The organism is Streptomyces sp. H27-D2, assembly GCF_035828615.1.
Classification (GTDB): Bacteria; Actinomycetota; Actinomycetes; order Streptomycetales; family Streptomycetaceae; genus Streptomyces.
The window spans coordinates 1-17,487 of sequence record NZ_JAYMZR010000120.1 but is presented as its reverse complement, the minus strand read 5'-3'; the positions used below and the strand labels follow the sequence as shown (position 1 = coordinate 17,487).

The window sequence follows — 17,487 nt, the reverse complement described above, 5'->3', positions numbered from 1 at the left end:
TGGGCGTCCGCACCGAGCCCGGGAGCTTCGGGCACCCCTGGACGACCCCGACGTGATCCCGTTCCCCGCCCGGCGGATCCAGCGCCACGACATCCTCGGCGGACTGATCCACAAGTACCACGACACCACCCGAACAAGACCGCCCAGCCAGTGGAAAACCCCAGCTCAGCGCATGTGAAGACTTTTGGAACCCCACAGGGGGCGACTTCGAGCATCAGCTCGCCGATCTGGTGCGTGGTGGCGGCGAGGTCGTCGACGGCGCGGCGGAGTTCGGCGAGCGCGGGATCCGCCGGCGGTTCGGCGGGCGGCGGGGCGGTGCGGACGTCGCGGACGGCCTGGCGGACCACGGCGTGCACAGTGGGCTCATCGAGGGCCTGGAGGCCGCTGTGGGCGAGCGTGGCGAGTCGACGGGTGATCAGCTCCGGGACATCGCATTTACGGCCGAAGGCGGTGATCAGGGTGTGCTTCCCCTGCAGGGGAAAGCAGCAGGTCAAGGTCATGCAGGGCAATCAGTCGTTCAGTGATGCGGTCAAGCACGTACCTTTCGCGGCTCTATCACTGCCAGAGGCGTTGAATCGTGACGGTGTTGGAGACCTTGTCCGCCCCGAGCGGCAGTTTCCAAACGCAGGTGTCCACCAAGTTCGCGAACAGCTCCCGCTCCTGAGCAGCGTCGACTCGCAGGTAGTACAACGATTTCTTGGAGCCGATGGGCGACCTTTGGACCTCGCGTGCGGTTGTGGAGCTTGTCGTTTCCGCGGCGGGGACGATGGACTCCTTAGGGCAGTAGACAGAGTGTTCCGTGCCCTTCTCGCCGACGTTGTCTTCCTGGCTGATGAAGTAGTACTTCGTCCCCTTCGATGGCGGGCAGAGCACCTTGGTGGTCGTCTCGAAAGTGCTGCCGACCTGATCGGGCGCGTTGATGTCTACCGCACGGCCATCGCACTGTGTCGGCGAAGGGACCTCAGTGTTGGTCGGTGGCGGCGGCGGAGGCTCGGTGTTGTCGAAGTACGTGGTGACAATGGGGACGCAGACAGCGGCTACCGCCCCGATGACCGCCGCGCCGATCGTGACGTTGAGCCACCAATGGCGCGGACGAGGTGGGCTACCTGGCTCCGGCTCCGGCTCCGGCTCCGGCTCCGGCTCCGGACTAGTCGTACTCGCAGAGGCCATGCTTCCCTCCCGCAATAACCGGTAGATAGCTGTCATATATCTAAACGCCAGGCAAAAACCCTTGGTTGCATAGATATGGACGTAAGTGATGTACGCACGCACCAGAGAAAGCGGCTGCGATGAGTGGGGTGGTGTCTCGCGTGCGGAGACGGCTTGGTGCCAGCCGCGATGGCGTTCTGGATCGCGGCCAGGGCGCGGGCGACGTTCCAGCAGCGGGTACGCCTACGCGCGGCTGATGCCGAACTCCGCGTCGCAGTACGCCTCCCGGCTACTGGGACCGAGCGGGACCACACCCGGGCGGCGAGCAACCGCGACCGTACGCCAGACGTCATCCACCGCCTCGCGCAGCCCGGCCGTCACCTCCTGGGCTTGCGCCACGGTCAGCGTCGGCCGCGCTGGTTCGACGGCGTGCTCCTGGTCCTCGTGTCGCTCGCTCACCACTCCATCGTCCTGCGCGCCGGCGGACCGCACCAGGGCGTACGGAAGCACGGGCGCGAGTTCTACCTCACAGCCTCACAGCCTCATAACTCAACGCGTTCACCTGGGGAAACAGGCTGTGAGCCTGATAGACCTCACAGGGCGGGGCCGTGCGTGACACCTGCGGCGGGCGGGTCTGGCAGGCTGATCCGCGACGGCGGGCTGTCGCGTCTCGCCGCAGAACTAGGGGGGTCCGGGGTGGCGGGGATCGAGCGGGAGCCGGCGGAGGTGCGGATACCCCAGGCTGCCCTGGACGCCTTGGCCGCGGCGCTGAGCGTGCGCACGGTGGCGATGCGGACCTGGCCCGACGGCATCGAGTGGATGTATGCCGTGGGGTCGTGGGATGAGGCGCACCTGGAGGTGGCGCTCATGCCCGGCGGCGAGGAAGTGTGGCTGCGGATGTCCACCGACCGCTCCAGCGTCGCCCTGTGGACCATCCAGCAGTGGTGGGACTTCGCCGGCGAACTGCCCGGCGCGGCGCCGCAAGCCTGAGCCGCGGCGCCCGGGGCTCAGCCCTTCTTGATGACCCGGGTGATGTCGAACGGGACTTCCTCCGCCAGCCGGAACAGCGGCTCCAGGATGCCCTGGTACACCGGGTCGGTGTGGGGCGGGCAGTGCTGGGTCAGCAGGCAGCCGGCGGCTTCTTCCTTGGTCCGGGGGTGGGCCTCCTCTTCGTCTGCGGCGATCTCCACCACGACCTCGATCGCGCCGTCCACGCCGTCGCGCACCCGGGCCCACCGCCGCGCCGTGTCCTCGCGCTCGTTCGGGAGACTGTGATCACGCTCGGGCAGAAGGTCGGCCACCGGCACCGACAGCGCCTCGTGCAGGCGGCCCAGGGTCGGCTCCTGGCACAGTTCCCCCACCGTCGTGGCCGTCAGGGGCGGCTTCGCCTCCGCGACGCGCTGCAGAACGGTGACGCCCAGGACGACCGCCGCGGCCGTGTACCGCCAGGCGGTCAGCGCCGCGTGCCGCTCGTACGCGGTCGCGCCGCTCGCGATCTCCTGGACGGCCTGGCTGTAGAACGGGAACGTCGTCTGCGCCTCGTGCAGTTCGGCCACGTCACCGGTGCTCTGGAGGCGGTCCCAGAGGGTGCCCGCCGACTGCCACTCGTACCGCGCGGTCAAGAACGCCGCGTTCAACGACCGCAGCGCCTCCAACTCGATCGTCGTCAGCGATCCGCGCTCATCGAACCGTGGAAACCGCATGCCACTCCCCACCCCTAGGTTCGGATCAGTGCCCCGCACGCTACTACCCGGCGCTGACGCCCAAGGCCCGCATACGATGCGAAACGGCCCGGCCCCGGCAGCTGCAATGCCGGGGCCGGGCCGTTGTCACCGGTGGCTATCCGAGCCAGGTGATGGTGAGGACGGACAGGCGGCGCAGGGGCCTGTTCACCCAGTAGGTGAGGGACAGCTGGCCGACGGACGCGTGGCGCACGTCCTCGCCCTCGGGGTCGTCGGCGTTGAACTGCCGGAAACCCCAGGGGTCGGCCGCGGCGGCGTCCAGGACGTCCCACACGGTGTCTTCCGCGTGCTCGGGCAGGGCGTCGAGGACCTTGGCGGCCGGGGCGGAGAAGCGGACCGCGTACGGCTGTCCGGTCACCGGCGCCTGCCACGGAGCTCCGCCATGTCGATGAAGTCGCTGTCGTCATAGCCGGAGGCGACGAACGCATCGACCGCCGGGGCGGAGGCGATGAGGCCCTGCCACTCCTGGACGACCTCGTACAGCCCGGCGAGGGAGAACGTGCGGCGCGACTCCTCCAGCGCGGTCGCCCACTCCTGCTCGAAGGCCGGCACCCACTGCGCGGCGCGCTGGTCGGCGCGCAGCTGGTCGAGGAGTTCGGCCGGAGCTCCCGGTGCGGGGGCGTACGGCGTGAGGGGTGCGTGGTCGGGCTGCGCGCTCATCAGCTGGTCCTCCCGGCGGGTCGTCACCTCACGGTACGCGCGCCGGGTGACCGTGGAGAGGGACATGAGCCAGATCCCCCTACCGGGTGCGCAGAGCGCGGGCGACGGCCTGGGCGTGCTGGCGCAGCGGGAGGTCCTGCTTCTCCCAGGTGGCGGCGACGTAGTTGAGGAGTTCGGCCGTCGCGCGTTCCGAGTCGCTCGGGTCGCTGGTGAGCAGCTGGTCGGCGGCGTAGGTGACGTCGGCGGCCGGGGAGGCCGGCTCCTTGTTGTAGCCGGGGCGAGGGGAGACGGTCAGCTTCAGGGTGTACTCGTTGCCCGTGCGGGTGAGCGCGGTGATGGCGTCGAGACGGTCCGGGCCGAACCCTTCCCTGGCGAGTGCCGCAGAGACGAAGTCCGGGTGGTTGCCGATCGCGGCGGCGACAGCGTCCCAGGCGTAGGCCACGTGCTGAGCGTCGGGGATCGGTTCCACGGTGGCCAGGGACAGTTCGTAGCCGGTGCCGTCTGCGTCGGCGAACCAGACCGTTTCGTCACCGGGTTCGGCCGCGGCGACGCTGCGGATGTGCGGACTGCCGCGCAGTGCGTCGGCGATGCGGACGGCGTCGTGGTCGGCGTCGAGCAGCGCGCTCTTATCCCGGTCGATGGCCGGGAATTCAGTGGTCACGCATTCGCTCCTATTCAGTTGCCGCAGCTGCCGCTGGGGCCGAGCGCCGAGCTGACGGCTCGTGCGGCCGCAGGCTGGGAGCGGTTCCTCCACTCCGCCGGAAAGGGAGCGGAGGCGTCCGATGAGTGAGCAGTACGAGTACGTGCCTCATCGCCTGCTTCGCAAGCGCGTCCGAGACATCGCCTCGGCCGCACTCATAGGGTGACAACAAGCCTGCTCACGGCACCGAAGAAGCATGGTCAGGGCGGGGCGCCGGTGACACCTTCCGCGCTCAGTCACAGCTCGTGTGGTTAGGGCACGCAAGGGGGCTTGAGGAACCCGACCGCGCCCCCGTCGTCACTGTCCGGTCCCGGAGAAATCGAGGCAGTCACGCTGCGGCCGGCGGCGGGGGCGGGTGGCTGGAACGGACGGCGGTTCGATGCGGGCTACGGCCCGCTCCTGCGACGGCCCCTCACAGGTCCCCCGCAGCGATCAGTTCGGCGCGGGTCCGCGTGAGTTTCAGTCGTTTCGGATCCTCCGCCGGCCACTCCGCCCGCCTGCCGGCACGCAGCCAGACGACACCGGCACGGATATCCGTGACGATCGCGCGGGTCCTGCCCTCCATCACCTCGTCGCCGACCCCCGGCAACGCATCGCCCGTATTCATCGGCTCACCTGCATCTCAGCCCATACGCATTTGCCCCACGGACGCTGTCCGGGGCCCATCAGGTCGTAGCCCCACCGGTCGGCCAGCTCGTCGACCAAGAGCGACCCGCGCCCGTTGACGTCGTCCGGGTCCGGGGTGCGCATTTCCGGTAGCTGCCGGGGAGACCGGTCGACGACCGCCACATAGACCCGGTCGTCCGCGGGATGGTCGACGACGATGCGGACCGTCGGACCGTGGGCGTGCCGGACGGCGTTCGCCACCAGTTCCGACAGCAGCAGCGCTGCCGTCTCGGCCATGTCGTCCAGGCCCCAGGCGGACAGCGCCACGCGCGCCAGATACCGGGCCTCGACCGCTGTTTCCGGGACGCGTGTCTTCGTGAGGGTGTAGCCGTGGTGCCCCGTTCTGCGGGGTCGTACTGCGGTCATGTCGGGCATCGCCAGACCTCGAAGTAGGCAGTAGGTCGAGGCCCGACGGTAAAGGCCGGAGGGGGAGCGACGGGGACAGTCGCTCCCCCTCTCCCCGAGGGGTACAAGCCCTCCCCCTACGCGGCGACGCCGAGTTGACGCGCGAGGTCTCGCGCGTCGTCACGGATGATGGCGCTGCCGGACTCGGCCAGCTCGGCGACCGCGCCCCGGGCGAACAGGTTGAAGCGCGCCGTCTCCGGGCTGATCGCATATGCCCTCTTCAGCAGGTGTACGACCGCGACGCTCGACTCGCCCTGCAGGCTGTACGCGCGGGCCGTCTCGATGGTGTGGAACGACCTGCGGGTGGCCGACGGCATGGTGCCGAGGTCGATGTGCGTAGCCGCGTCGACGGCGGCGCCCGACCGGACCAGATCCGTGTGCAGGGTGATCGCGTACGCGTCGACCATGGTCCGCCCGAAGAGCAGCCAGGGGTGTGCGTATCCGTCGCCGAGGCGGCTGGCGGCCTGGTCGGCACGGTCCCAGTGTCGTTCGGCGTTGCCCTGCTGCCCGATTTTCGCGTACGACAGGGCGGCGGCCAGGTGCAGCAGTCCGCCCAGGGCGATGTCCTCGCACCCGCGGTCCGGATCGAGCAGCCGGACGGACGTCATCGCCAGCTCGACGCGGGCCTCGTTACGCTCCCCCGCGTCGCGGAAAACATGGTTGAGGTACCACGCCGAGGCAGCGATGGCGCGCGGGCTGTCGGCGTCCTGAGCGGCCGACATCGACCGGTCGCCGGTGAGCATCACCAGCTCCGGCGCGGGCTGGAACGAAAGGTAGAGCTGCGCGAGGTGGTAGCCCTGCGCCAGGCTCACCTGGACCCGCCGACGCTCAGCCCCCTGGTGCGCGCGGGCGGCGTACTTGAGGTCGGCCAGCAACCCGGGGAGGACGTCGGCGACGCGGGTGCGGTGGTCACCGAACCCGTGCCATAGCTGCCACGTCTGTTGGACCCGCGTGGCAAGCGCCGCCGCCGGCGCGGGTTCCTCGTCATGGGCCAGGAGGTCGTAGTCGGTCAGCGCCGCCGTCACCCGCAGGAGCGAGGGGTGCGCTGCTTTGGTGTAAGCGGCCACCGCCAGGCGCTCATCACCGGTGAGCGAGGCGAGATCATCCACACCGAGCGCCTCCGCCAGGCGCAGAAGCAGCGGCAGGCGTGGCATACCGAGTCGGTCGGTCTCGATCGCTTTCACCCAGGCCGCGCTGCGGCCGACGAGACCAGCGAGCACCGGCCGCGTCTTCCCCTTCCGCTCGCGGGCCCGTCGGACCCGCTGACCGAACGTACGCGGCGGGCTGCCATTTCCAGCGTCGTGCGCCATGATGGACTCTCCGTTCTGACGTCGCACTCAGGACGGTACCCGTGCCCGAGTATCCGGGGACAGCTTCAGCCCGTACTCCCCCTGGGAGGCGGGCCGTTGGCGTCTCCCAGGGGGAATGCACAGCATCTGGAGCGGGCTGGTGCCAGCATCCCGGAGGTGCGCACGTGCAAGGTCAGTGCGGTTCGGCGGGGTCGGCGATCAGGTCGGCGCAGAGCGTGCACCAGCGGCTGATCAGGCCCTCCAGGGCCAGGATGTGCTCCCGCAACAGCAGCGGTACGTGCCGGCTGCGAAGTGACGTCTACCGCTGCGAGGCACAGCTGCCGTCGCCGTTTGAAATCAACCACTTCGGAGTTGCTTTCATAGGGGGCTGGACAGTCAGTGGGCTCCACGGTGGTACCGAGAGTTGCAGCACCCCTGTCCACAGACCACCCGTTTTGCCTGGTCAGGCCCATGGACATGCCCACCCATCCGCAGGCATGCCCAGCACCAGGCCCACCGGCCCACGGACCGACTGCGCTTGCGGCTACAAGACGATGCCCACCAGCGCGCGGCGGTCGCCAGAGATGGCGTAGCGGCGGTCGGCGAGGGCCTCTTCGAGGGTCAGGCCGATCTCGGCCGCGAAGATGCCGAGTCGGCGGGCGGCCTGACTGTCGGTGAGGTAGGCCGGGGCGATCTCCAGCATGAGCCGGCCGATGTCCCCGGCAAGCGCCTCCAGGCGGTCGACCTGGCGGCGCATTTCGGTGATGTGGGGGTCCGTGGTGGCGGGCAGCGCCCGCTGTGCTGCTGTGGTGGGGAGGTGGCGGGCGTCGGTGACGGCCTGGTGCACGAGGGCGCGTACCGCGTCGGGCGGCAGCGGCTGGTCGGCGGCTGCGGTGAGGCGGGTGGTGATCAGGTCCACCACGGTGTCGAGGCGGGCGTGCGCCTCGCGCAGCGCCCGCCCGGACAGGCCCAGGTCGAGGGTGTCCCCCGCGGGGTACAGTCCCGCCGCGGTGACGGCGGCGGTGATGGCGGTGGCCGCGCGGGAGATGTCGAGGAGCCGGTACGCCTGCGTGCGGCTGACGCCGAACTCCGCCCGCGCGTACGCCTCCCACGATCCTTCCCTGTCAGGTCAGTGTGTTGAGGTAGAGCCCTCGCTGCAGGCGGATTCTGAGGGAGTCCGCTGACGCCGGTGAACTGCCCCGAGTTTCGTGGAGTCCGGTGATCTTGCTGGGGTTGCCTGCTGGGTGTCGTGCTCGTCGACTTTGGCGAGCGCCCGGTACAGCGAGGTGACCGGGGGCGTCGCCCATGACGTCCTCACCGTGGAACTGCCTTGATCGGCCGTGGTCGTTGCCGTTCCTGCTGCCGTACGGTCGTCGTGGTCAGAGGCGGCTGTAGGTGTCGATGTCCTCGGTGAACTCCTCGAGGGCCTGCGTGGTGAGCGTCGGTCGCGTGTCGGCGATGGCGTCGAGGTAGTCGTCGGTGCCGACCGGTATGCCCAGTCGCTGGCTGACCTCGCGCTCGAAGGCCGCCTGCGAGCCCTTGCGTGCGGCGAACTCGATGTCGGCGGGGGTGAAGAACTCACTCGCCTCGGCCAGCGCGGCCACGTCCACCGACTTGGCGGCGGAGCCGAGATAGCGGGACCAGATCGCCGCGCGCGCGGCCGGGTTCGGCGGGCCGATCGGGATGATGTAGTCGAAGCGGCCGGGCCGCATGAAAGCCGGGTCGAGGGAGCGGACCGAATTGGTGGCGCAGGCCAGCAGTCGGTCATCATGCTCACGGAAGCCGGGGATCAGCTTGAGCAGCTCATTGGTGACCCCGTGCCCCGGATCGACGGCTTGCCCGGAACGCACGCCGGCGATCTCCTCGACCTCGTCGATGAAGAGCAGCACCGCCTCCAGTTCGGCGAGGTCCACGAACGCCTCCCGCAGTGCCGCGGCCAGCCCCTCGCTGGTGTCGGCGGCGAGCCGGGAGGGGAACAGTTCCACGAACGGCCAGTTCAGTCGGGAAGCCACTGCCTTGGCGAAGCTCGTTTTGCCGGTCCCGGGGGGACCGAACAGGATGAAGGCTTTGGGTGGGGCGACGTTGTACCGCTCGGACAGGGCGGGTTCGGCCAGCGGCAGCACGATCCGCTGTTCGACGACGTGTTTCTCCGGCTCCATGCCGGCCATCTGGTCCCACAGGCCCACCGGCAGCATCCGGCCCCCCAGCAGCGCGAGCAGGTCCGCGTCGGCCACTGCGGACGGCTCGGGCCGTTCGTAGTAGGTGAGGTCGCCACGAGCGAGGTATCCGGAATTCTCCAGGGCCTTGGTACCGGTGCTGCCTGAGGGCAGCAGCGCGCTGATCCGGCGCACCCCCTGCACGCGCAGGCGTCGCTCGAGCTCGGCGAGCAAAACGCTGCCGATCCCGCGCTCGCGCCACTGTCCTGCCAGGGCCACCAGGAGCACCCAGGCACGCTCCCCATGGGCCTGCGCCACCGCGATGCCGACGAGCTCCTCGTCGACCACAGCGACGACGCCGCCCTGGCCGACCCGGGCCGCCGCCATCACCTCGGAGACGGGAAACACCGGCGTCGCGTCGTCGACCTGCCGATTCTGATCCCAGATTCGGAGCGCCTGGTCGAGATCGCCCTCACGGAAGTCACGCAACCGCCACACGGCCATCGACACCACCTCACCCGGTCGTGGACCACCATTCTCTCTGCCGCGCCGACAGTACCGCCATCCGATCTTTCCCGGGCCACGCCCTGACCTGCGAAGAGACGAGACCGAGTGAGACGTCAAAGCCTCACCTTCTGTCACTTGGATCAGCTTCAACACGCTGATTCAACAGGGAACGATCCGTAGTTCAAAGCGAGCCAGATCCGGGCCTCATGTGCGGCCCGGACGCGGTCCGCGAGCACCGTAGCGGCCCGCTGCACGTCCCCGATCGCCTCTCGGATCCCCTCCCGTCATCACCCGGGCCGCCGCCGCGTCCAGGCCGGCGACGACCTCACCCCGCACCACCCGACCCGGCCGCTTCGGCTTGCGCTTTCCCATACCGCGATTGTCCCGCTGCACTGCCGCCGCCGCATGGAGACCATTCAGGGTTGCTTTCATAGGGGGCTGGACAGTGGGCTGGAGGGTGGGCTCCATGGTGGTACCGAGGGTTGCACCGAGAGTTGCAGCACCCCTTTTCACCGACGGACCGTTTTACCTGGTCAGACCCCGTGGGCATGCCGGATTCTGACGCCGACACCTCTCTCTCCGCGTTAGCCGGAGGGAAAGGTGTTCTAGCGGACCCGTCCCACGCAGCACGGCCCGCTGATTTCCCGATCGGCCGTCCTGCGGAGTTCCTTGGCCTACTTCATACGAGCGCGAGCCAGCGCTCTGCCTCCCGCGCGAGGGCGGGCGGGAGGTGCGGCGGCTGCTGTTCGTTGGGCGGGGTGTGCAAAATTTTGAATCCTGATAGACCCTGTCGTCGAGGCCGTCCGGACGGAAGACGCCCCGCGCGTGCGGGCCTTGCTCGACGATCTCGCCCAGGTCGCCGACCCCGCTGCCTTGCTCCTGCTGCGCAGTCGGCTCGACGACGATCTGTCCTCACACGGCGTGCCGGTGGGACTGTCGCGGTAATGCCCGCGTCAGCGCCGTGCCGCGGTGGACCCTCGGTGGAGTGATGGGTGAGCGAGGGGGGTTGCGGGCTTGCGTGCGTGGTCGTTAGTCGGGGGTGACAGGCACACAGGCGTCCGTGATCCCGACCGGTCGGCGGCGTAGGGCAGCGGGTGACGGTGCGGAAACGGTTCTGCGCGCGGACGATCCGCCGATCTTTGCGGCGCTGGTTGAGCGGTGGCGGCGAGCCGGGCGGATGCTGCCGGGGCAGGACGACCGCGAGTGGTCCGAGCTGGTGTCCGGGGTGCCGGCCCTCGGCCTGACGTCAGGGCAGGATGCCGGCCTTCACCCTGGCCTCGTGCCGCTGCCGGGGTGGGCGGGCGCTGTCGGCGGCGCCCGCCCGGTACCTGCCGCCACGGGGGCAGCCGGATCGGGCGGCCCTGGTTGGGCCCCGTCCGATCCGGTGCCCCAGCCCGGCACGGCCGCCCCTCGGCGACCCGCGGACGGATGGGTCGCCTCCGAAAGCGTGAGCCCGACGGACACCGCTGTGAGCGCCTGGTGAGCGAGCTTGCTTGCCTGGCAGAGCGGGACAGCGGATCGCCAGGGCGCACTATGGCGGTGTCGGCTGTGCTCGATTTCCTCCGCGGCCCCGGAACGGAACCCGAGCGCTGACCAGCAGGGCGCGGACGCCACCATAGGAGCGGTGCGTGCGATGCGCGATCTGGCGGATCGTTGCACCTGCCTCGTATATCTCTTTGAGCTGGGCGGCTGCCGCCGCTCGCGCCGGTCCGGTCAAGCGCGGCGAGCGCGTCCGCACCGACGGTGCTCCCGAAGCCGCGGTGTTCTTCGCGGCCGGTATCTTCTGCGACATGCCCAAGATCCTCATCCGCGCGCCTGCCGAACACCGCACATCCCCAGGGCAACAGCCGCCGCTGGGATCACTATGGGAACGCGCTCAACTGGTCGGCCCCGGCGAACTTCCCCCAGCGGCTACGGCCGCCGCGTCACCCGCTCGTGCTGCGACACGGGACGACGCGGCCGGAGCCATTGCGCAGCAACCGACCACCGTGGGAGCGGGGCACGACCCCGCTCCCACGGGAGATCAGCGGTCGCCGTAGTAGGTGCCGAGGCTGCTGCGGTAGTCGGCGCTGCCGGCCATGGTGTCCGGGTCGTACTCGGGGGCGTCCTTGACCTGGTCCTTGGTGCGGCCGACGTGGATGGTCTCCTTGTCGTGGTCGACGCGGGTGATGGCGCCGGCGGGCACCATGACGTGTTTGCCGATGAGCCAGGGCTTGCAGTTGACGACGATGTACGCGGCGCCGACCTCGTCGGTAGCCTCGTCGACCTTGCCGATGTGCCCGTCGGTGGCCTCAACCTTGTAGCCGGTCAGGTCCGTGCCGGACGTGTACTGCGCGGCGGCGGTGTAGTCCCACATGCTCATGCGTGTCACATTGCGTTTCTGCTGGTAGGGGGGTGGGTCTCAGGTGTGGAGGTAGCCGTTGGTGCCGTCGTGGCTGTCGGCGTGTTCGTCGTCGAACCAACGGTCGCCCGCAGCGAGGTAGCGGAAGCCGAAGCACCGCTCGGCGGGCATCGCGATGCTCACCGCGCGGGTACCGTCCTTGCGGGCGCCCAACGGGTGGGCGCCGGGCTGCCAATCGTTGAAATCTCCTACGACACTGATCTGCTCGTGGGGGTGATCGGCGGGCAGGATGAAGGTGACCGTGGTGGTGTCCTTCGTCCGGGTGCGCTCCAACATGACGGCTACTCCTCCAGGTGGTGGGGGGTGAGACCAACCTCATGCTGATGCCCCGAAAGCGCCCAAAAAACGGCAGCTACCGGTACCGCCCACCCGAACGGCCCAGCCCCGGATGCGTCCACGCGGCAACCGGCTGATGCGGGCGCCCCGCGCGCCGTGGCGGCCTGGCACCTTGCTTGCCGGGGTATACGAAGTCGATGAGTCGGCCCCGGGAGGCGAAGCCCGGGGCCGGCTCACCGTGGAGGCAGAGCCGATCATGATGAGGGTCTGCAGCCCGTTGTGGATCCGTCGGTACTTGCGGCTGTCAGCCTGGTACTGCTCGATCGCGGTCGTGACTTCCTCGTAGACCTTGCGCCGGTCGTCCAGGTCCAGGTGCTGCTTGGCCTTCTGCTTCCACAGCGACTCCTGCGCGGAAGCGAGCTGCGCTTCGGCACGCTGGAGGGTGGGCAGGTCCCGCCCGGCGAAGTGCGCCCCGACCAGCGCCAGCAGAGACAGCAGGAGCAGGCTCCCGCAGATCAGATCGCCCAGGACGAACCGTGCCGGGTCGCCTGCGCTGAGCGCGGCGATGCCCGTGCCAATGACGGCGGTGAGTAAGGACAGCCAGCTGACCGCCCACCCGGCGCGCCAGATGCGGTCCAGCCGGCGGCGCCGGGCAAGTTGCTCTTGGGCGTCGATGACGAGGTTGGTGGTCACCACGTAGATCCGTTCGTCGGCGTCCCGCTGGCGGGCACTGATCAGTTCGTTCGCGTCCTGGATGCGGCGGGGCGCGTCGTCGTCGAAGTCCCGTGCCACGAGCTCAGCGGGCGAACGCTTCGGTCAGGCTGATGCGGTAGCCGTCCTCTTCCATCAGCACGACGGTGACGCCGAACGGGTCGGGGTGGTCCAGCTCGATGGGGGTGAAGGAGAAGTTCACCGTGGCCTGGATGGGCGGCACCAGTTCGCCGCCGGGCTGCGGCGCGGGGGCCGGCCTCCAGTCGGGGGCGGCCGACGCCCAGCCTTCGGGGCTGCGGGACAGGAGCTGCTCGGTGTAGGGGAACTGGTGCAGCATGTGCCCGGCCGGGGTGGCGAGCACCATGTTCAGGCACGGAGCCGGGCCGACGATGGGCAGCTCGCAGGCGGTGGCGACGTCATGGGTCTCCCAGGCGAGGACGACCTCGTCCGCGCCGGCCGCCGCCGCGATGTTCGCGAGCTCCGCGATCCCGGCGAGCGCGTCCTGGCCGACCTTGAGCGGGCGGACCCAGATCAGCCCGACCAGCTCGCCGCGCACCAGCGGCATCATCAGCGGGCGCGGCACGCTCCCCTCGCCCAGCGCAGCGGTGTACGTCTCCTTCACCACGCCGACCAGTCCGTTCCACATCCGTGCTTCCACGGGAGCCCCCTCCGTCTGCCGATCCGATCACCGCACCCTGCCACGGGGGTTGAGGTCGTGTCAGCGGGATGATCAGCCAGCTCCGGAAGGGGTGGCCGGAGAGGACGGCAGCGGTCTCAGTCGGTGGTCATCCAGTTCTCAGCAGCTCGAAGTAGCGGCGCTTGACCGCCGCCGGCATCCTGTTGGCACCTCCACGAGGCATCCGAACATCCCTTCAGGAACGTTCGCAACCATCGGTAGAACTCAAGGCGTGTATCCGGTGCTGTTCGTCGACGCCATCAACGTGAAAATCAGGCGGTCTTCTACGCTGGGTTCTGCTCCGGGCCCTCGCCGCCGGTGCGTCCGGCCCTCGCCCCGGTATTTTCCGGGGTGATTGCGTACGAGATACATGAGGACTACAATTTCCCGTCAAACACGGGTGGCTGCACACGTCAAAAACCCTTGGATTCGGCCACCTCGGTTCAAGCAGGGAAAGACGAGCAGTCGAGGCAATGGTGTCGTCGTCACCCAGCCCTACCTGCCTCGGCGCTGTGCGACGCGCCTCGCCGGGTCCTGGGTGTCGGGTGGTCAGAAATGCCCTCTGGTTGCCGCAACCCGCCAGAACCCGCAGCTCAGCGCCTACGCGATCCGGAAATTCGAGGAATGGCTAATTCGCGTCGATATCCGGCGGTCGAATCAGTGAATATTGGCTAAACGCCTAAATCCGAGGGAGTTCTTCTACTGCAGGTGATGTACCACGCTGTCGGGCAAATATCGATGAGGATTGCACTCGTTATCCCATTACAAATATCTGGACATGCGTGTCGTATGGAAGTAGCGCGGAATTTCTTGGCCTGCCTCACGGCAAGCGGCACGGAAAACTGTTCGAGAGAAATTATTCTTTTCTCGGTGCCGTGCCAACCTGGTTTCGTGCTTCGGATTGACCCTCGCTTCACCTGAGCCAGAGGAACCCTGTGAACAGGAAACAGACCGCCGCTCTCCTCGCCCTTCCCACCCTCTTCGCCGGGGCTGCACTTTTCCTCGGCGCTCCTGCCGGCGCCTCGGCCCTGGCCTGCACCGCGGGCACTGCAGGCGTCGCGGGCGCCAACGGCACCGCCGCCCACCCCGCCGGCTTTCCCGGGACCGCGGGTGGCGCCGCGACCGGCACCGGGAACTGCGCCGGCGGTGCGGGTGGCCCTGGCGGCAACGGTGTGCTGGGCGGGGTCGGGGGTGCGGGTGGCAACGGCGGGCTCGGTCTGGGCGGCGGCTCGGGCGGGGCGGGTGCTGTCGGTGGCAACGGCGGCCCCAGCGGTGCGGCGGGCGGTAACGGTGGCACCGGTGCCACCGGCGGCCTCAACGGTGCGGGCGGCGCGGGCGGTGCTGGTGGTGCGGGCACCCAGGTCGCTGCGGGCGGCATCGGTGGTGCCGGCGGCAACTCCGGTGCCAGCGCCGGAGCCGGCGGCCAGGGTGGCCTGGGTGGTGTTGGGGGATCCACCGGTGGTGCGGGCGGCAACGCGGGCAACGGCGGCATCGGCCACGGCGGCGGCACCGGCGGTAACGGCGGCGCCGGCGGCATCAACGCCTCCGGTAACGGAGGTAAGGGCGGTAATGCCGGAAACGGCGGCAACGGCAGCTCGGGCGGTGCCTACCCGGGCGGCGCCGCAGGCATCGGCGGAGCCGGCGGTGTGAGCTCCGGCGGCATGGCCAACGCCGGCGGCAACGGTGGTATCGGCGGCAACGGCGGCGTCAAGTCGGGTGCCAGCGCTGATGGCACCTGCGGTATCGGCGGCGCCGGCGGCAACGCCACGGGGGGCGTGCTCTTCCACGGTGGGACCGGGGGAACCGGCGGAACGTTCGGGGCGGGCAGCCCCTGCGCGAGCGGCGCCAACGGAACACCGTGACCTTGCCCCACCAGGAGCCCCACACCATCGCGCCGCAAGGAACTGTGGCGCGGTCCCGGGACGTGCTGGCCGCACCCTGACCCCCGGTCCCGGCTCCGTACGGCCTCGCGCTGCACGTCCGTCACTGTGTCTCTCCGATCGTCCCGGGGCCGCACTGGTGCGAAGCCGACCGCGTTCCGGGTTGGTGTTGGTGGCGTTCGTGCCGGTCGGATGTGACAAGACGTCCAACCGGTAGAGGGCGGAAACGGCGCATCCGGTGCGGGGCTCCACGGGCGGGTGTTAACCCGATCATGCTGCCCCTGGGTGCGCAGTCGGGCGGTGTCTACTCGAGCACCCGTTGCAGCACCATGCGCTCGACATCGTCGTGCGTTCGCTTCCCGTGGTCGAAAACCATGAAGTGAGCCGCCATCCGTACCGAGGTCACGATGGTGCAGCGGACTTCCACCTCATCCTCGTCGCGGCAGAACTCCCGGAACAGCCCACGCAGGTAGTTCACTTGCCGGGTGTCGACGCGCCGCAACCGATGAGCAACAGCAGGGTCGCGCCGCGACCACTCTCGAATCGCCAGCTCTGTGCTCACAGCGGTGGTCACTCCTGTTCGGCTTCCCACGATGCGGAACAGATTGCGCAGGCGATCTCGTGCATCACCACCCTCGGCATCGACGCTTTTGATGATGATGTCGGTGACATCGCGTTCCCACGCGTCGAGCATCTCCTCGAGCAGCGCGTAGCGGTCGGCGAAGTAGCCGTAGAACCCGCCCTTGGTCACTCCGAGCGACCTTGCCAGTACCTCGATCCGCACAGCATCCGGCCCCCCGGCCGCGAGGGCGCGCAACCCGGCGTCGATCCACGCTGCGCGCGGCGTCCTGGCGCTTGCCACAGAAAGTCTCCCAGGTCTGTACGGAGCCGTACAGAAGCAGTTAGTGTCCTTCTATACGTCACCGTATAGAAGGTGGGTGCCAATTATGACCCGGCTCTCCGACACAGTCCACGCCGACCACCCGTGGCGCATCCACGAACTCGCCGGCGACTTCCGGCTCGAGGACGTGTGGACAGCCCGCACGCCTGGCGCCAAGCCGAACGACTTCCCCACGATGCTCGCCGCGATGCAGGCGTCCGCCGGACCCGCGAGGGAACCCTTGCTGTCCCGATTCCTCTTCGCGGTGCGCTGGAAGCTCGGTGCCCTCATGAGGTGGGACAAGCCCGAGGCGGGCATCGGAGCGCGGGTTCCGTTGCTGCGCGACCGCCTTCCGCGCGACCTCGCCGAGGCCCCACGTAACTCGGACGCCGGGCTTGCGCCGCTCACCTCGGTATACGAGTTGGACAACGAGTGCGCCCTCGAACGGGCCTCCAGGACCGTCCACATGGTCATGCACCTGGGGTGGGCGCCGACCAAAAGCGGCGGACACGAATTCCGCGTGGCCGTCCTCGTGAAGCCCAACGGCCCGACCGGGCGGCTGTACATGGCCGCCATCACGCCGTTTCGGCGCCTCATCGTCTTCCCGGCCCTCACGCGGCAATGGGAACACGCGTGGCGGGACCGTGGCCGCCCAGGTCCGGAAGGCGGCAGCGCGGCCACCGTTGACAGCGCCGTGGGGACGCACAACATCCCCGAGTCCATCCGGGCTCTCAGCTCGTTGCCTCACGTCGACTACGCCGACGTATTCACCCTCTGCACGGACGTCGACGCGGACACCACACCGGAGCAGTGGGCTCGTGCGATGTTCGGCGACGTCCCCAGCGTCGCGGAGCAACTGATCTGGCGGGGGCTCCTCGGACTCCGACTCAGCCGAGGGCGGTCGCCCGACACCGTGGCCGGATGGCAGATCGCCGAACGTGGCGAGGACTGGATCCGGCTCGAGGCCGCTTCCTGGTTTCTGACCGGCAACCTCCTCGTACAGGCAACCGATGGGCGGGTGTCGTTGGGGACCTTCCTGCGCTATGACCGGCGGCTGGGCCATGCGGTGTGGCCCCCGTTGTCCGCCGTCCATCGCCGGCTGGCACCTGGGCTGCTCCGCGACGCAGCGGCAATCGTCCGAGCGACCCGGCGAGGAAACGGATAGCCGTCGCGGGCAGGGGGCCTGCGACGCGGCTGAGCGTCGGCCGCCCGGTGCCTGAGCAGATGCCCTGACGCTGTCGCCCAGGTGGATCACACTAGATGCAATACCGGTGACTTTGCTGGTGCTGGCTCGTTGAGTTGGTGTGCCAAGGCCCGGTCAGTTGAAGGAAGTTCAGGGTGATCGGTTTTCGGATCGCATCGCTCTGGGAGTGCTCACGCGTGCGTTTC

The 17,487-nt window shown here is 69.1% G+C and carries 20 protein-coding genes; 3 read left to right on the top strand and 17 right to left on the bottom strand.

The window, feature by feature from the left end:
- Positions 1–555 precede the first annotated feature (555 nt).
- Both QMK28_RS30275 and QMK28_RS30270 read right to left on the bottom strand, forming a co-directional pair.
- Complete coding sequence (locus tag QMK28_RS30275) at positions 556–1,170, bottom strand: hypothetical protein (protein ID WP_326442884.1); 615 nt, start codon at positions 1,168–1,170, stop codon at positions 556–558.
- A gap of 222 nt (positions 1,171–1,392) precedes the next feature.
- A complete protein-coding gene (locus QMK28_RS30270) occupies positions 1,393–1,608 on the bottom strand; it encodes a hypothetical protein (RefSeq protein ID WP_326442883.1) in 216 nt (71 codons plus the stop codon).
- A 237-nt stretch (positions 1,609–1,845) separates the two neighbouring features.
- On the opposite strand from QMK28_RS30270, the gene QMK28_RS30265 reads away from it, so the two are divergent.
- Positions 1,846–2,139, top strand: a complete 294-nt coding sequence (locus QMK28_RS30265; RefSeq protein WP_326442881.1) for a hypothetical protein — start codon at positions 1,846–1,848, stop codon at positions 2,137–2,139.
- Between the two features lie 17 nt (positions 2,140–2,156).
- On the opposite strand, the gene QMK28_RS30260 is transcribed toward QMK28_RS30265, so the two are convergent.
- The 14 genes from QMK28_RS30260 to QMK28_RS30195 form a co-directional block, all read right to left on the bottom strand.
- Positions 2,157–2,852, bottom strand: a complete 696-nt coding sequence (locus QMK28_RS30260) for a hypothetical protein (protein WP_326442880.1) — start codon at positions 2,850–2,852, stop codon at positions 2,157–2,159.
- A gap of 136 nt (positions 2,853–2,988) precedes the next feature.
- On the bottom strand, positions 2,989–3,249 hold the full coding sequence (locus QMK28_RS30255; RefSeq protein WP_326442879.1) for a hypothetical protein: 261 nt from the start codon (positions 3,247–3,249) through the stop codon (positions 2,989–2,991).
- On the bottom strand, positions 3,246–3,551 hold the full coding sequence (locus tag QMK28_RS30250; RefSeq protein ID WP_326442887.1) for a DUF6247 family protein: 306 nt from the start codon (positions 3,549–3,551) through the stop codon (positions 3,246–3,248). Before QMK28_RS30250 ends, QMK28_RS30255 begins: the two co-directional genes overlap by 4 nt.
- 79 nt (positions 3,552–3,630) lie before the next feature.
- Positions 3,631–4,212 carry a hypothetical protein gene (locus tag QMK28_RS30245; RefSeq protein ID WP_326442878.1) on the bottom strand — a complete coding sequence of 194 codons (582 nt, stop codon included), beginning with the start codon at positions 4,210–4,212 and terminating at the stop codon, positions 3,631–3,633.
- A gap of 451 nt (positions 4,213–4,663) precedes the next feature.
- The gene (locus tag QMK28_RS30240) at positions 4,664–4,858 is read right to left on the bottom strand and encodes a hypothetical protein (protein ID WP_326442877.1); all 195 of its coding nucleotides are present in this window, start codon (positions 4,856–4,858) and stop codon (positions 4,664–4,666) included.
- On the bottom strand, positions 4,855–5,283 hold the full coding sequence (locus QMK28_RS30235; protein ID WP_326442876.1) for an ATP-binding protein: 429 nt from the start codon (positions 5,281–5,283) through the stop codon (positions 4,855–4,857). Before QMK28_RS30235 ends, QMK28_RS30240 begins: the two co-directional genes overlap by 4 nt.
- Positions 5,284–5,399: 116 nt before the next feature.
- The gene (locus QMK28_RS30230; RefSeq protein WP_326442875.1) at positions 5,400–6,632 is read right to left on the bottom strand and encodes a helix-turn-helix domain-containing protein; all 1,233 of its coding nucleotides are present in this window, start codon (positions 6,630–6,632) and stop codon (positions 5,400–5,402) included.
- A 523-nt stretch (positions 6,633–7,155) separates the two neighbouring features.
- Positions 7,156–7,533, bottom strand: coding sequence for a hypothetical protein (locus tag QMK28_RS30225; protein ID WP_326442874.1), 378 nt, complete (start codon positions 7,531–7,533; stop codon positions 7,156–7,158).
- Between the two features lie 457 nt (positions 7,534–7,990).
- Positions 7,991–9,271 carry an ATP-binding protein gene (locus QMK28_RS30220; protein ID WP_326442873.1) on the bottom strand — a complete coding sequence of 427 codons (1,281 nt, stop codon included), beginning with the start codon at positions 9,269–9,271 and terminating at the stop codon, positions 7,991–7,993.
- Positions 9,272–10,805: 1,534 nt separating this feature from the next.
- A complete protein-coding gene (locus QMK28_RS30215) occupies positions 10,806–11,066 on the bottom strand; it encodes a helix-turn-helix domain-containing protein (protein ID WP_443050874.1) in 261 nt (86 codons plus the stop codon).
- A 231-nt stretch (positions 11,067–11,297) separates the two neighbouring features.
- On the bottom strand, positions 11,298–11,636 hold the full coding sequence (locus QMK28_RS30210) for a PRC-barrel domain containing protein (protein ID WP_326442872.1): 339 nt from the start codon (positions 11,634–11,636) through the stop codon (positions 11,298–11,300).
- A 39-nt stretch (positions 11,637–11,675) separates the two neighbouring features.
- A complete protein-coding gene (locus QMK28_RS30205; RefSeq protein WP_326442871.1) occupies positions 11,676–11,951 on the bottom strand; it encodes an isoamylase early set domain-containing protein in 276 nt (91 codons plus the stop codon).
- 39 nt (positions 11,952–11,990) lie between these two features.
- On the bottom strand, positions 11,991–12,743 hold the full coding sequence (locus QMK28_RS30200) for a hypothetical protein (protein ID WP_326442870.1): 753 nt from the start codon (positions 12,741–12,743) through the stop codon (positions 11,991–11,993).
- A 4-nt stretch (positions 12,744–12,747) separates the two neighbouring features.
- Entirely contained in the window at positions 12,748–13,308 is a 561-nt protein-coding gene (locus QMK28_RS30195) for a hypothetical protein (protein WP_326442885.1), read from the bottom strand.
- Between the two features lie 965 nt (positions 13,309–14,273).
- Between QMK28_RS30195 and QMK28_RS30190 the strand changes: the two genes are divergently transcribed.
- Complete coding sequence (locus QMK28_RS30190; RefSeq protein WP_326442869.1) at positions 14,274–15,200, top strand: hypothetical protein; 927 nt, start codon at positions 14,274–14,276, stop codon at positions 15,198–15,200.
- Positions 15,201–15,522: 322 nt separating this feature from the next.
- Here the strand turns inward: QMK28_RS30190 and QMK28_RS30185 are convergent, their stop codons facing one another.
- Entirely contained in the window at positions 15,523–16,080 is a 558-nt protein-coding gene (locus tag QMK28_RS30185) for a TetR/AcrR family transcriptional regulator (protein ID WP_326442868.1), read from the bottom strand.
- A gap of 85 nt (positions 16,081–16,165) precedes the next feature.
- On the opposite strand from QMK28_RS30185, the gene QMK28_RS30180 reads away from it, so the two are divergent.
- Positions 16,166–17,263, top strand: a complete 1,098-nt coding sequence (locus QMK28_RS30180; protein ID WP_326442867.1) for a DUF2867 domain-containing protein — start codon at positions 16,166–16,168, stop codon at positions 17,261–17,263.
- Positions 17,264–17,487: the final 224 nt, after the last annotated feature.